This window comes from Nocardioides sp. Z22_16 (genome assembly GCF_058134365.1).
On sequence record NZ_JBYTTI010000002.1, the window covers coordinates 658,564 to 672,724 of the forward strand.

Genomic DNA, 14,161 nt, shown 5'->3' on the forward strand with positions numbered 1-14,161 from the left:
CGGGGCGCCGGGCCTACTGGCGCGGGTCCACCTCGTCCGGCGACCGTCCCAGCAGCTCGGCGACCTGCTCCACCACCACGGTGAGCACGAGCGCACGGGTCTCCTCCGGGCCCTGGCACCGGTGCTCGATGGGCCGGCGGAAGAGGACGAGCCGGGTGGGGTCGGCGCCCGCGCCCCTGACCAGGGAGGAGAGGGGGACGGCGTCGTCCCAGTCGTCGGGGACCAGCGGGGTGTCCTCCACCGCGTACTCCACCAGCCCCAGATCGTCGTGCCAGCGGTCCTCGACCGCCTTGACCACGTCGAGGACGAGCTCGTCGAACCGGTGCCGGGCGGTGCGTCGAACCGGATCCGCCGCGGAGCTGCGCAGCACGCCCGGACCGCGGGGTCCGCGGCCGCGGCGGTCCCTGGTCCGGCGCCGCGGTGCCGGGTCGCCCGGCGGGGGTGACGGCACGACCGGGTCCATCCCGCGAGCCTAGACCGTGCGGCCGGGCGCGGCCGGTAACGTGCGGCCCGTGAGTCATACCCGTCGTTGTTCGCGCACCGCGTGCGGTCGTGCCGCCACGGCGACCTTGACCTATGTGTACGCCGACCAGACGGCCGTCCTGGGCCCACTGGCGACCTACGCCGAGCCGCACGCCTACGACCTGTGCGACCAGCACAGTGAGCGTCTCTCCGCCCCGCGCGGGTGGGAGGTGCTGCGCCTCGCCCCGGACCCGTCGGCGCAGGGGCCCTCGGGCGACGACCTCCTCGCGCTGGCCGACGCCGTGCGCGAGGCCGCCCGTCCTCCCGAGCCGGCCCCGCCGATGCATCCCGCGGACGACCCGACCCGGGGTGTACGCCGTGGTCACCTGCGCGTGCTGACCACGGACTGAGCGGCCCCGGCCCTGCCGCTAGGCTGCGCCCCATGTCCTCCGACACCCTCGACCCCGCCAACCTGGACGCCATCTTCAAGGCCTACGACGTCCGGGGCACGGTCCCGGACCAGCTGGACGACGACCTGGCCCGCGCCACCGGTGCCGCCTTCGTCCTGGTGACGGAGGCCCCGACGGTGGTCGTCGGCCACGACATGCGGCCGAGCTCGCCCGGGATGGCCGAGGCCTTCGCCCAGGGCGCCGCCGGCGCGGGCGCCGACGTGGTGATGATCGGCCTGGCCTCCACCGACCAGCTCTACTTCGCCTCCGGGCACCTGGGGCACGCCGGCGTGATGTTCACCGCCAGCCACAACCCCGCGCAGTACAACGGCATGAAGATGTGCCGGGCCGGCGCCCAGCCGATCGGCATGGAGAGCGGCCTCGCCGAGATCCGCGACCTGGTGGCGCTGCGGGCCACCACCGGCGCCCACCTGGTGCCCGACGGGACCACGCCCGGGACGACCACCGAGCAGGACGTGCTCGGCGCCTACGCCGACCACCTGCTCTCCCTGTCGCCGGTGCGGGGGCGCCGGCTCAAGGTGGTCGTCGACGCCGGCAACGGCATGGCCGGCCTGACCGCGCCGGAGGTCTTCGCACGCCTCGGTGCCGACCAGGTCGAGATGATCCCGATGTACTTCGAGCTCGACGGCACCTTCCCGAACCACGAGGCCAACCCCATCGAGCCCGAGAACCTGGTGGACCTGCAGGGCCGCGTGGTGGAGACCGGGGCCGACCTCGGCCTGGCCTTCGACGGGGACGCCGATCGCTGCTTCCTGGTCGACGAGCGGGGGCGCGCGGTCCCGCCGTCGACCCTGACCGCGCTGATCGCGGCGCGCGAGCTCGCCAAGCACCCGGGCGCCACCATCATCCACAACCTGATCACCTCCCGGGCGGTGCCCGAGCTGGTGCGTGAGCTCGGCGGCAAGCCGGTCCGCACCCGGGTGGGGCACTCCTTCATCAAGGCGACGATGGCCGAGACCGACGCCGTCTTCGGCGGCGAGCACAGCGGCCACTTCTACTTCCGTGACTTCTGGCGCGCCGACTCCGGGATGCTGGCCGCCCTGCACGTCCTGGCCGCGCTGGCGGAGTCCTCCGGGACCCTCTCGGAGCTGCTCGCCGAGTATGAGCGCTACCCCTCCAGCGGCGAGATCAACTCCACCGTCGACGACCAGGCCGCCGTCCTCGCGACCCTGCGGGAGCAGTACTCCGCACGCGACGGCGTCGAGGTCGACGAGCTCGACGGGTTCACCGCCACCCACGCCGACTGGTGGTTCAACGTCCGCGCCTCCAACACCGAGCCCCTGCTGCGGCTCAACGCCGAGGGTCGCGACGACGCCACGATGACCCAGATCCGCGACACCGTCCTCGCCACCATCAGGAGCTCATGATGAACATCGACCCCGCCCTGCTCGAGATCATCGCCTGCCCGGGGTGCCGGAGCGCGCTGGCCGTGCAGGGCGACGAGCTGGTCTGCTCGGGATGCGGCAACGCCTACCCTGTGCGCGACGACATCCCGGTGCTGCTGCTCGACGAGGCCCGCCGACCCGCCTGACGCCGGAGGGCACGCATGAGCACCTGGTTCGACGAGTCCCGTCTCGACGACGCCCGAGTCCTGGAGGCCCGCGACGGGCTGCTGCGTCCGCTGGCCGAGTCCGGTGCCCGGGTCCGCCGGGAGATGTCGGGGGTGGGTGACGTCCTGCCCGCAGCGGTGGCACGCGCGCTCGAGGGGAGCCGCCCCCGGGCGGTGGTGGCCGCCGGACCGGACTCGCGGCTGCTGCGCGCCGTGCTCGAGCCGTGGTGCCCGGTGCCGTTCGTGGCCTGGCCGGGGCCTGGCCTCCCGGGCTGGGTGGGCAGTCTCGACCTGGTCGTCGTGCTGGCGCCGGAGGGCTCCGACCAGGGGTCGGCCTCCGCGGTCAGCGAGGCCGCACGCCGCGGTGCCCAGGCGGTGGTGGCCTGTCCTCCCGCGTCCCTGGTCGCCGAGCACGCCACGGGGCGCTGGAGCACCGTCCTCCCGGTGACCACCGGTGACCAGCTGGCGGCCGCCGTGGTGACCCTGGAGTACCTCGACCGCACCCAGCTCGGGCCGCGGGCGGATGCCGAGGAGGTCGCGGGGGCGCTGGACGCGGTGGCGACCGCCTGCTCGCCGCACCGCGACCTGGCGGTCAACCCGGCCAAGATGCTGGCCATCGCGCTGGCCGACACCTCCCCGGTCGTCTGGGGCGGCTCGGTGCTGGCGGCCCGTGCCGCGCGGCGGGTGGCGGAGTCGCTGCGGCGTGCCTCGGGCGCCTCGGCCCTGGCCGGGGACGCCGAGCACCTGCTGCCCGTGCTGGAGGCGACCCGGCCCCGCGACGTCTTCGTCGACCCCTTCGCCGACGAGACCACCGAGCGGCGCCCGTTGCTGCTGGTGCTCGACGACGGCACGCAGGAGGCGTACGCCCGGCAGGACCGGACCCGCCTGCAGGCGGCCGCGAGCAGCCGCGGGGTCCGGATCGAGACGGTCAGCTGCGACGACACCGCGACGACCGAGGTCGCCCGCTACGCCTCCCTGGTCCTGCACGGCCGGTACGCCGCCACCTACCTCGGCACGGGTCTCGTCGAGGAGTGAGAGTGGCACCGGGCCGGTGGACCCGGCACTGGGTACTCTTCGGGACGTGCGCACTTCTCCTGAGCCGGCGACGCCGGACGAGCTGACCGGCAGGCGTCTCCTCGGCTCGCGGAGGGGCGCATGAGCGGCGGCCTCTTCGCCCTGCTCGACGACGTCGCCGTCCTGGCCCGGCTGGCCGCGGCGTCGATCGACGACGTGGGCGCGGCAGCCGGGCGCGCCAGCGCCAAGGCCGCCGGCGTGGTGATCGACGACACGGCGGTGACGCCGCAGTACGTGCACGGCCTGGCAGCGGAGCGGGAGCTGCCGATCATCAAGAAGATCGCGATCGGCTCGGTGCGCAACAAGCTGCTGCTGATCCTCCCGGTCATCCTGCTGCTGAGCCAGTTCCTGCCCTGGGTGCTCACGCCGATCCTGATGCTCGGCGGCACCTACCTCTGTTTCGAGGGCGCGGAGAAGATCTGGCAGAAGGTCTCCGGCCACGACGACCACACCGAGGCGCTGGCCACCGAGATCGGGCCGGAGCAGGAGAAGCAGATGATCTCCGGTGCCGTCCGCACCGACCTGATCCTCTCGGCCGAGATCATGGTGATCTCCCTCAACGAGGTCGCGGACGAGTCCTTCTGGGCCCGTGCGGTCATCCTGGTCGTGGTCGCGCTCGGCATCACCGCGCTCGTCTACGGCGTGGTCGCCCTCATCGTCAAGATGGACGACGTCGGGCTCGCGCTGACCCGCCGCGCCTCCTCCCTCTCGCGGCGCCTGGGCCACGGTCTGGTCCGCGGCATGCCCCGCCTGCTCACCGCCATCGGGATCGTGGGCACGGTGGCGATGCTCTGGGTCGGCGGCCACATCCTGCTCGTCGGCGTGGACGAGCTCGGCTGGCACGCGCCGTACGAGCTGGTCCACCATCTCGAGGAGGATGTGGCCGGCGCCATCGGCGTGCTCGAGGGAGCCGTCAGCTGGGTGACCAACACCGCCGCGTCGGCCGTCGTCGGTCTCGTGGTGGGGGCCCTGGTGGTGGGCGTGATGCACGTCCTGCCGCTGGGTCACGGCAAGGCGAAGCAGGCGCACTGAGGGTCCCCTCGAGGATTGCGCGATCCCGGGGAATCGGTCCTACGCTCGTCGGCACGTGCGGACCACGCACGACGCACTACGGAGGGGTACCCATGGACTTCAAGGTCGCCGACCTGAGCCTGGCTGAGTATGGCCGCACAGAGATCCAGCTCGCCGAGCACGAGATGCCCGGGCTGATGGCGATGCGCGAGCGCTACGGGGACTCCAAGCCCCTGGCCGGCGCGCGGATCGCGGGATCGCTCCACATGACCATCCAGACCGCGGTCCTGATCGAGACCCTGGTCGCGCTCGGCGCCGAGGTCCGGTGGGCCTCCTGCAACATCTTCTCCACCCAGGACCACGCGGCCGCGGCCATCGTGGTGGGACCCGACGGCACCGCCGACGAGCCCGCCGGCGTGCCGGTCTTCGCCTGGAAGGGCGAGTCCCTCGAGGAGTACTGGTGGTGCACCCAGCAGATCCTGGACTGGCCCGGTGACACGTTCGCCAACATGATCCTCGACGACGGCGGCGACGCCACCCTGCTGGTCCACCTCGGTGTCGAGGCGGAGAAGACCGGGGTGGCCCCGGACCCCGCCTCGGCCCAGTCGGGCGAGCAGCGGATCATCTTCGAGGTCCTGCAGGAGTCGCTGCGCCACAGCAAGGACCGCTGGACCCGCATCGCGGGCGAGATCAAGGGCGTGACGGAGGAGACCACCACCGGCGTGCTCCGCCTCTACGACATGATGAAGGAGGGGTCGCTCCTCTTCCCCGCCATCAACGTCAACGACTCGGTCACCAAGTCCAAGTTCGACAACAAGTACGGCTGCCGGCACTCCCTGATCGACGGCATCAACCGCGCCACCGACGTCCTCATCGGCGGCAAGGTCGCCGTGGTCTGCGGCTACGGCGACGTGGGCAAGGGCTGTGCGGAGTCGCTGCGCGGCCAGGGCGCCCGGGTCATCGTGACCGAGATCGACCCCATCTGCGCGTTGCAGGCCGCGATGGACGGCTACCAGGTCGACACCCTCGACAACGTCGTGGACGTCGCGGACATCATCATCACCGCGACGGGCAACAAGGACGTCGTCACCGTCGACCAGATGCGCAAGATGAAGCACAACGCGATCCTGGGCAACATCGGCCACTTCGACAACGAGATCGACATGGCCGGCCTCGAGGCCGACGGCGTCGCGGTGCGCAAGAACGTCAAGCCGCAGGTCGACATCTGGACCTTCCCGGCGGGCAACTCGATCATCGTGCTCTCCGAGGGTCGCCTGCTCAACCTGGGCAACGCCACCGGTCACCCCTCGTTCGTGATGTCGAACTCCTTCACCAACCAGGTGCTGGGGCAGATCGAGATCTTCAGCAAGCCCGAGGAGTACCCGGTCGGCGTCTACGTGCTGCCCAAGCACCTCGACGAGGAGGTCGCCCGCCTGCACCTCGCCTCGCTGGGCGTCCGGCTCACCGAGCTGACCTCGTCCCAGGCCGACTACCTCGGCATCTCGGTCGAGGGCCCCTACAAGTCCGACCAGTACCGCTACTGAGCCGGTCGCAGTCCCCAGTCGCCGAGGGCGTCCCGTCAGGGGCGCCCTCCGCGACGTCCCGGAACGGTCGCACTGGCCCGGCTGGCACAATGGCCCCCATGAGCCTGCACGTCGTCGACCCGCCCACCCGTGGACGGGTCCTGGTCGTCGACGACGACGCATCCCTCGCCGAGATGCTCACCATCGTGCTGCGCCAAGAGGGCTTCGACAGCCAGATGGTCACCCGGGGTGACGAGGCCCTGGCGGCCTTCCGCAGCTACCGCCCCGACCTGGTGCTGCTGGACCTGATGCTCCCCGGCCGCGACGGGATCGACGTCTGCAAGGAGATCCGCTCCGAGTCGGGCGTCCCCATCGTCATGCTGACGGCCAAGGGCGACACCATCGACGTGGTGCTGGGCCTGGAGTCGGGTGCCGACGACTACGTGGTGAAGCCGTTCAAGCCCAAGGAGCTGGTCGCCCGGATCCGCGCCCGGGTGCGCCGCTTCGACGACGCGCCCTCGGAGTCGCTCACGGTGGGCGACCTGGAGATCGACGTCGCCGGGCACTCGGTGACCCGGGACGGGCAGGCGGTCAACCTGACCCCGTTGGAGTTCGACCTGCTGGTCTGCCTGGCGCGCAAGCCCTGGCAGGTCTTCACCCGGGAGGTGCTGCTCGAGCAGGTCTGGGGATACCGCCACGCCGCGGACACCCGGCTGGTCAACGTCCACGTGCAGCGGCTGCGGTCCAAGGTGGAGCACGACCCGGAGAACCCCGAGATCGTGCTGACGGTCCGCGGCGTGGGCTACAAGGCCGGCAAGTCCTGATGATGCGGTGATGGCGCTCGACCGTCCCCTCAGCAGGGTTCCGGCGGCGCTGGGTCGTGGCCTCACCATCTGGCGCAGGTCCATCCAGGCCCGCGTGGTGGCCAGCACGCTGGTGCTCACCACGCTCGTGGTGGGGGTGGTGGGGTGGTTCCTGCTCCAGCAGGTGCATGACGGCCTGCTCGAGCGGCGGGTGGAGCGGGTGGTCACGGAGGCGACCAACGGCACCGCCGAGGCCCGCACCCGCCTGACGTCGGCCACCGGCACCGACGTCGACGCGGCCGGCCAGCGGCAGGACCTGATCGAGCCGATCATCGCGCGGGGCGCCAGCCGGGGGTTCGCCGTGATCCTCTCCGCCCCGCTCGCCTCCGGCAGCACCCTGGCCGGGGGTGGGGCGCAGTTCACCCAGAACCTCGACAAGTCCAGTGTGCCGCGCTCGCTGGAGGCGCGCTTCTCCGAGCGCAGCGCACCCGCGTGGACCTACACCACCATCCGCACCACCGGTCCGGTGGTGGGGGTGGAGCCGGGCCCGGGGATCGCCGTCGGGTCCCAGGTGACCCTGCCGGCCGACGGGGAGACCTACACCCTCTACTACCTCTTCCCGCTCTCGGAGCAGGCCGACACCCTGGCCCTGGTCACCCGTGCGCTGGTCACGGCCGCCGCCCTGCTGGTCGTGCTCGTGGCCGGCGTCGCCTGGCTCGTCACCCGTCAGGTCGTGACCCCGGTGCGGCTGGCGCGGGAGGTGGCCGAGAGGCTGGCGGCGGGGCACCTCCAGGAGCGCCTGCGGGTCACCGGCGAGGACGACCTCGCGCGGCTGGCCACCTCGTTCAACCAGATGGCCTCCAACCTGCAGCGGCAGATCCGGCAGCTCGAGGAGCTGAGCCGGCTGCAGCGTCGTTTCGTCAGCGACGTCTCGCACGAGCTGCGGACGCCGCTGACGACCGTCCGGATGGCCGGTGACGTGCTCCACGACGGTCGCCAGCACTTCGACCCGGTCACCGCCCGGGCGGCCGAGCTGCTGCAGACCGAGCTCGACCGCTTCGAGGTCCTGCTGGCCGACCTGCTGGAGATCAGCCGGTTCGACGCCGGTGCCGCCGTCCTCGAGGTGGACGACGTCAACCTCGTCGACGTCGCCCACCGGGTCGCCGAGGCGACCGAGGCGCTGGCGGCACAGCGGAGCACCCGCGTCCTGGTCGTCGACCCGGGCCATCCGTGCCTGGCGGAGGCCGACGTGCGACGCGTGGAGCGGATCGTGCGCAACCTCATCACCAACGCCATCGACCACGCGGAGGGGAAGGAGATCGTGGTGCACGTCGGAGCCGACGCGGAGGCGGCGGCCATCACGGTGCGTGACTACGGGGTGGGCCTGGGGCCGGGGGAGGCCGCCATGGTCTTCAACCGCTTCTGGCGCTCCGACCCGGCGCGCGCCCGGACCAGCGGCGGCACCGGCCTGGGGCTCTCGATCTCGCTGGAGGACACGCACCTGCACGGGGGCTGGCTCCAGGCGTGGGGGCGGCTCGGCGAGGGTGCCCAGTTCCGCCTGACCCTGCCGCGGCGCTGCGGCGACTCGCTGCGCCACAGCCCGCTCCCGCTGGTGCCGACCGACGACGAGGTGCCGGCATGACCTCGCCCGCGCGCTGGCGGGCCGCCGTCGGCCTCACCCTGCTGGCTCTGGTCGTGCTCCTCTCCGGGTGCGTGGCGATGCCGGTCTCCGGCCCGATCGCCGAGGTGGAGAACCCGGACTCCGGGGACACCGAGCCCGGGACCTTCTACGACCCCCGCCCGCCGGAGCCGGGTGCGTCGTCGCGCGAGGTGGTGGCCGGCTTCCTCGAGGCCATGAAGGCCACCCCCATCAAGACGACCGTGGCCGCGCAGTACCTGACCAGTCAGGCGCAGGAGCGCTGGAAGCCCGAGGGCGGCACCATCACCTACTCCGACCTCGGCAGTCCGCGAGGCGACCGGGTCGTCACCATCCCGTTGGTGGACGGCGAGTCCTACGACTCATGGGGAGCCTGGTCCCGCTCGCTGGTGGCGGAGGAGGCGCGCCTGCAGTTCCCGCTGACCCTCGAGGGAGGGGAGTGGCGCATCGACGCCGCGCCCGACGCGATGGTGGTCCCCGACTCCTGGTTCGAGGACCGGTTCGAGCGGGCCTCCCTGCACTTCCTCGATCCGACCGGGCGGATCCTGGTGCCGGAGCCGGTCTACGTGCCCAAGGGTGACCAGTTCGCCACCACCTTGGTCCGCGGCCTCCTGGCCGGGCCTCCCCCGGGGCTGGACAAGGTCGTGCGCAGCGCCGTCCCGCCGGGCCTGAGCCTCGCGCCCTCGGTGCCGATCGACGGCGGCGGGCTCGCGGAGGTCGCGCTGGACGGGCCGCCCGGGGTCCGCGCCGCGGACCTCGTCTCCGAGGAGATGCTGGCGCAGCTGGCCTGGACGCTGCGCCAGGAGCCGCGGATCAGGGCCTTCCGGATCACCCTCAACGGTCGCCCCGTGCCGCTGCCAGGCGGGGAGCCGGAGGTCGACCCCTCCGCGGGGACGCGCTTCGACCCGGCCGGTCACGGCTCCAGCTCCGATCTCTTCGCGCTGCGTGACGGACTCCTGGTGCGAGGCCGGCTGGACGACCTGGAGGCCGCCTCCGGTCCCTTCGGCACCCGCCGGCTCCAGCTGCGCTCGCTCGGGATCAGCCTCTCCAGCCAGCAGGCCGCTGCGGTCACCGCCTCCGGGAGCTCCCTCCTGCTGGGCCCGGTGGAGGACGTGGAGGAAGAGCCTCTCGAGATCGTCTCCGGTGCCTCCGACCTCCTTCCCCCTGCCTGGGACTTCGCCGACCGGCTCTGGTGGGTGGACCGGACCCCCGCCGGCGCCCGGGTGGGGATGCGTTTCGAGGGCGAGCGGCGCGTCCTGCAGGTGCCGGGGATGTCGGGCCGCGACGTCCGCTCGTTCCTGGTCTCGCGCGACGGCTCCCGGCTGGTGGCCGTGGTGCGCGAGCCGGCCGGCGACCGGCTCGTCGTGAGCCGGGTGCTCCACGACGAGAGCGGGCGGGTCCTGCGGGTCGCCCGGGCCCGGGAGATCGACCTCGGCCGGGACCCCGGTCCCCGGATCAAGGACGTCGGCTGGCGGTCACCGTCCTCGGTGACCCTGATCAGCGGCATCACCGGGGAGCTCGCCCAGGTGCGCACGGTGCCGGTCGAGGGGGCGCCGGGCGACCTCGACACCGGGGGCACCTCGCGGATCCGGGGCCGCTCGGGCACCCTGGTGAGCTCCCCGGAGCGGGGCCTCGGCCTCTACGCGGTCGGAGCCGACGGCGTCACGGACCTGGTGGACCCGGTGCGCCGGGTCCCGCCGCTCGACGAGCAGATCGGCTGGCTGGGCTACGTCGGCTGAGCCGGCCGCTCGTGGTGCACAGGCCCGGTGCTCGGGTCGTCGTCCCCAGCCCGGCGGGTAGCGCCGGGGCGCTGCCGCGTCATGGTGCTGCACTGGCCCGGTGACTACGCGGGGAACGCTGCTGGACCACGGTCTGGACCTGGTCGTCGGCAGCTCGTGCCTGGGGTGCGGCCGTCCTGGGCGGCTGCTGTGCCCCGCCTGCCGGGTGCTGCTGCCGGTGGAAGCGGTGCCGGCCCGGCCGGTGCCAGCCCCGCCCGGCCTCGCTCCGCCCTGGGCGGCCGGCGAGTACGCCGGACTGGTGCGCAGGCTGGTGATCGACCACAAGGAGGAGTCCCGCTTCGGTCTGGGCGCGCCGCTCGGCCGGCTGCTCTCCCTGGCGGTGGCGGCCGCGGTGGACCGGTCGCCGGTGGACCGGTCGCCGGGAGCCGGGGGCGGGGTCGCGGACCTGCTGCTGGTGCCGGTGCCCTCCCGCCCGGGCGTGGCCCGCGGCCGGGGGGACGACCCGACGGGACGGATCGTGCGGGTCGCGGCCCGCACGCTCGCCCCTCGCCGGGTCCTGGTCGCCGATGTGCTCCGGTCCCACCGCGGGGTGCGGGACCAGGCCGGGCTCGACGCCGCCGCGAGGTCGCGCAACCTGGCCGGGTCGATGTGGGTCTCGGGCCGTGCCCTGCGGCGGGTCGCGAGCCGCGCACCCGGCGGTCTGGTCGTGGTCTGCGACGACGTGCTCACCACCGGGGCGACCGCCCGGGAGGCGCAGCGCGCGCTGGAGGCGGTGGGCGTGGAGGTGGCGGGGATCGCCACCGTCGCGGCTGTCCGGCGCCTGGTGGCAGGGAGCGTGCGGCACGGATCGGAGGGGGCCCGTGCACGCTCACCACGGACGGGATAGCGTCTGGTCATGGAGTCCGTCCGGGTCCGTGGTTGCGTCGTCGGGACGCTGCATGCGCCCTGGCGGCAAGCCGATGCCAGTCGCAGGCGAAACGGTCCACGTAAGGCTCTCCCGGCTCGTCCGGGAAGCCGATCACGGTGCGGCTTAGAAGTAAGTCCTGCCTCGGCGCCGCCGCCAGATGCGGCGTCCGCCGGGAGAAGGCCAGTAGTGGCGGAGAAGCTGCGAACGCTTCAGCAGGCGATTGTGGGGACGAAGACCAGGTCGGCCGGACGGACTTCATGCCAGACGCCGGGAGCCACGGTCGCCGTGGCGCACTCCCGGTTGTTCACGAGGTAGCAACTGACGAATCGGAGGTTCTCATGGACGTAGTGGTGACGGGGCGGCACGTGGAGGTATCGGACAGGTACCGAGAGCACGTGCAGGAGAAGCTGTCCCGACTCGAGAAGCACGACCAGAGAATCATCCGCGTGCAGGTGGAGGTCTCGGCAGAGCGCAACCCGCGTCAGCAGGACCGCGCGGTCCGGGTCGAGCTCACCGCCTTCACCAAGGGGCCGGTGATCCGTGCGGAGGCGGCCGCCGACGACAAGATGGCCGCGCTCGACCTGGCGGTGGACAAGATGATGGCCCAGATGCGCAAGGCGGCCGACCGGAGGAGGATCCACCGCGGCCGGCGTACGCCGGTGTCGGTCGGCGAGGCGCTGGCGGGCGCCGAGCCGCCGGTCGAGGAGGAGGTGGAGTCCGACGAGGTGGCCGAGCGCCAGGTCGGCCCGATCACGGTGACCGGCGACGGACCGCTCGTGGTCCGGGAGAAGACGCACGACGCGCTGCCGATGACCCTCGACCAGGCTCTCTACGAGATGGAGCTGGTCGGTCACGACTTCTACCTCTTCGTCGACAAGGAGAGCGAGAGGCCGTCGGTGGTCTACCGGCGCCACGGCTACGACTACGGGGTCATCGCCCTCAACGTCGCGTCCTGACCCATCCGCACGGATGCCCCGTGCCGCAACGAGCGCATCAGCGCCCGTGCGGCGTGGGGCATCTGTCATGATGCCGCTGTGACGCAGCCAACAGAGACAGCCGAGCCGCTCCGGGTGATCGTCGCCGACGACCAGGAGCTCTTCCGCCGGGGGCTCACGATGCTCCTGACCCAGGAGCCGGACATCGAGGTGGTCGCCGAGGCGGGGGACGGTGTCGCCGCCACGGAGCTCGCGGCCTCGATGGCCCCCGACGTGGTGCTGCTGGACGTCAGGATGCCGCGGCGCAGCGGGATCGAGGCCTGCCGTGCCATCAAGGACGACAACCCGTCCGCCAAGGTGATCATGCTGACCGTCTCCGACGAGGAGGCCGATCTCTACGAGGCGGTGAAGAGCGGCGCGGCCGGCTACCTGCTCAAGGACTCCTCGATCGAGGAGGTCGCCCAGGGCATCCGGGTGGTCGCGGACGGCCAGTCGCTGATCTCCCCGTCGATGGCGGTGAAGCTGATCGACGAGTTCAAGCAGATGTCCAAGCCCGAGCGCAACCAGGTCAACGGCCTGCGACTGACCGAGCGGGAGCTGGAGGTGCTGCGGCTGGTCGCCAAGGGGCTGAACAACCGCGAGATCGCGCGCCAGCTCTTCATCTCCGAGAACACCGTGAAGAACCACGTCCGCAACATGCTGGAGAAGCTCCAGCTGCACTCGCGGATGGAAGCGGTCATGTACGCGGTGAAGGAGAAGCTGCTCGAGCTGCCCTGATGGCCACCGCTCTCTCCCGCTCGCAGGCCAGGAGGATCGCCCTGGCCGCCCAGGGCTTCGCGGACCCCCCGCACGCGGTGCCGACCATGCGCACCCTGGTGCGCACGGTGGACCGGACCGGGGTGCTCCAGGTCGACTCCGTCAACGTCCTCGAACGTGCTCACCGGATGCCGCTCTACTCGCGGATGGGGCCGTACGACGTCGCGCTGCTGCGTCGCGCCGCCGAGAGCCGGCCGCGGCGGCTGGTGGAGTACTGGGCGCACGTCCAGGCACTGATGCCGGTCGAGCTGTGGCCCTGGATGCGGCACCGGATGGAGGACTACCGCAGCACCCGGGGCAAGTGGGGCCTCGGTGCCGATCCTCAGCTCGAGCCCCGGGTCCTCGCCCTGGTGCGTGAGCGCGGCCCGGTCACGGCGCGTGAGCTGGAGGGCGAGCTGGGCGGGTCTCGGACCCGCGAGCACTGGGGGTGGAACTGGTCCGACGCACGGAAGGTGCTGGACCGCCTCTTCCTGGTCGGCGACCTGGCGATCGCGGGGCGCACACCCTCCTTCGAGGTGCGCTACGACGTGCCGGAGCGGGTCCTCCCGCCCGAGGTGCTCGCCGCGCCGGTGCCGAGCCGGGAGGAGGCCGCCCGCCACCTGGTCCGTCGGGCCGCGCGCTCCCACGGGGTGGCCAGCCTCGCGTGCCTGCGCGACTACTACCGGATGTCGGTGGCGGACACCCGGCTCGCGGTGGCGTCGCTGGTGGAGGACGGGGAGCTGGAGCCGGTCACGGTGGAGGGCTGGGAGCGGCCGGCGTTCCGGCACGTCGGCAGCCGCCTTCCGCGGCGGGTGGAGGCCCGGGCGCTGCTGAGCCCCTTCGACCCCGTGGTCTGGGAGCGGGCGCGGGCCGAGGCGCTCTTCGGGTTCCACTACCGGATCGAGATCTACACCCCCGCCCACCGCCGCGTCCACGGCTACTACGTCCTCCCGTTCCTGCTCGGCGACCGGCTGGTCGCCCGGGTCGACCTCCGGGCCGAGCGGCGGACCCGGGTGCTGGAGGTCCTCTCGGCGTACCGGGAGGCCGGCGCCCCCGCCGAGGTCGCGGAGGAGCTGGGCGCCGAGCTGGTGCGGCTCGCGGGCTGGCTGGGACTGGAGGAGGTCGTGCTCAAGGGCGGGGGCGACCTGGTCCCGGTGCTGGGCCGCTAGGGCCATCGTGCTCGCTTGCGATTGTGTGCGTGCCTGTGCCCGTTACGATGGCCAACGGGGTCGGCGT

At 72.6% G+C, this 14,161-nt stretch carries 14 protein-coding genes; 13 read left to right on the forward strand and 1 reads right to left on the reverse strand.

Features of this window, described 5'->3' with window-relative positions:
* Positions 1 to 13 precede the first annotated feature (13 nt).
* Entirely contained in the window at positions 14 to 463 is a 450-nt protein-coding gene (locus AC3X7R_RS07400; protein WP_489964933.1) for a metallopeptidase family protein, read from the reverse strand.
* A gap of 49 nt (positions 464 to 512) precedes the next feature.
* Here AC3X7R_RS07400 and AC3X7R_RS07405 point away from each other — a divergent pair, with 49 nt between their 5' ends.
* The 13 genes from AC3X7R_RS07405 (at position 513) to AC3X7R_RS07465 (ending at position 14,094) form a co-directional block, all read left to right on the forward strand.
* Positions 513 to 872 (forward strand): DUF3499 domain-containing protein, encoded by a 360-nt coding sequence (locus AC3X7R_RS07405; RefSeq protein WP_489964934.1) that lies wholly within the window; start codon positions 513 to 515, stop codon positions 870 to 872.
* A 32-nt stretch (positions 873 to 904) separates the two neighbouring features.
* The gene (locus tag AC3X7R_RS07410) at positions 905 to 2,299 is read left to right on the forward strand and encodes a phosphomannomutase/phosphoglucomutase (RefSeq protein ID WP_489964935.1); all 1,395 of its coding nucleotides are present in this window, start codon (positions 905 to 907) and stop codon (positions 2,297 to 2,299) included.
* Complete coding sequence (locus AC3X7R_RS07415; RefSeq protein WP_489964936.1) at positions 2,299 to 2,463, forward strand: Trm112 family protein; 165 nt, start codon at positions 2,299 to 2,301, stop codon at positions 2,461 to 2,463. The genes AC3X7R_RS07410 and AC3X7R_RS07415 overlap by 1 nt, the downstream gene beginning before the upstream one ends.
* Before the next feature lie 15 nt (positions 2,464 to 2,478).
* Positions 2,479 to 3,516, forward strand: coding sequence for an SIS domain-containing protein (locus tag AC3X7R_RS07420; protein ID WP_489964937.1), 1,038 nt, complete (start codon positions 2,479 to 2,481; stop codon positions 3,514 to 3,516).
* 120 nt (positions 3,517 to 3,636) lie between these two features.
* Positions 3,637 to 4,587, forward strand: coding sequence for a DUF808 domain-containing protein (locus tag AC3X7R_RS07425; RefSeq protein ID WP_489964938.1), 951 nt, complete (start codon positions 3,637 to 3,639; stop codon positions 4,585 to 4,587).
* Positions 4,588 to 4,679: 92 nt separating this feature from the next.
* Complete coding sequence (gene ahcY, locus AC3X7R_RS07430) at positions 4,680 to 6,110, forward strand: adenosylhomocysteinase (protein ID WP_489964939.1); 1,431 nt, start codon at positions 4,680 to 4,682, stop codon at positions 6,108 to 6,110.
* 98 nt (positions 6,111 to 6,208) lie between these two features.
* Positions 6,209 to 6,913, forward strand: a complete 705-nt coding sequence (gene mtrA / locus AC3X7R_RS07435) for an MtrAB system response regulator MtrA (protein WP_489964940.1) — start codon at positions 6,209 to 6,211, stop codon at positions 6,911 to 6,913.
* A 10-nt stretch (positions 6,914 to 6,923) separates the two neighbouring features.
* Positions 6,924 to 8,534: an MtrAB system histidine kinase MtrB gene (gene mtrB / locus AC3X7R_RS07440; RefSeq protein WP_489964941.1), complete on the forward strand. Its 1,611-nt coding sequence runs from the start codon at positions 6,924 to 6,926 to the stop codon at positions 8,532 to 8,534.
* Complete coding sequence (locus tag AC3X7R_RS07445) at positions 8,531 to 10,288, forward strand: LpqB family beta-propeller domain-containing protein (protein ID WP_489964942.1); 1,758 nt, start codon at positions 8,531 to 8,533, stop codon at positions 10,286 to 10,288. Before mtrB ends, AC3X7R_RS07445 begins: the two co-directional genes overlap by 4 nt.
* A 100-nt stretch (positions 10,289 to 10,388) precedes the next feature.
* Complete coding sequence (locus AC3X7R_RS07450) at positions 10,389 to 11,174, forward strand: ComF family protein (protein ID WP_489964943.1); 786 nt, start codon at positions 10,389 to 10,391, stop codon at positions 11,172 to 11,174.
* 359 nt (positions 11,175 to 11,533) lie between these two features.
* Complete coding sequence (gene hpf / locus AC3X7R_RS07455; protein WP_489964944.1) at positions 11,534 to 12,151, forward strand: ribosome hibernation-promoting factor, HPF/YfiA family; 618 nt, start codon at positions 11,534 to 11,536, stop codon at positions 12,149 to 12,151.
* Between the two features lie 78 nt (positions 12,152 to 12,229).
* Entirely contained in the window at positions 12,230 to 12,907 is a 678-nt protein-coding gene (locus tag AC3X7R_RS07460) for a response regulator (protein WP_489964945.1), read from the forward strand.
* Entirely contained in the window at positions 12,907 to 14,094 is a 1,188-nt protein-coding gene (locus tag AC3X7R_RS07465; RefSeq protein ID WP_489964946.1) for a winged helix-turn-helix domain-containing protein, read from the forward strand. The genes AC3X7R_RS07460 and AC3X7R_RS07465 overlap by 1 nt, the downstream gene beginning before the upstream one ends.
* Positions 14,095 to 14,161: the final 67 nt, after the last annotated feature.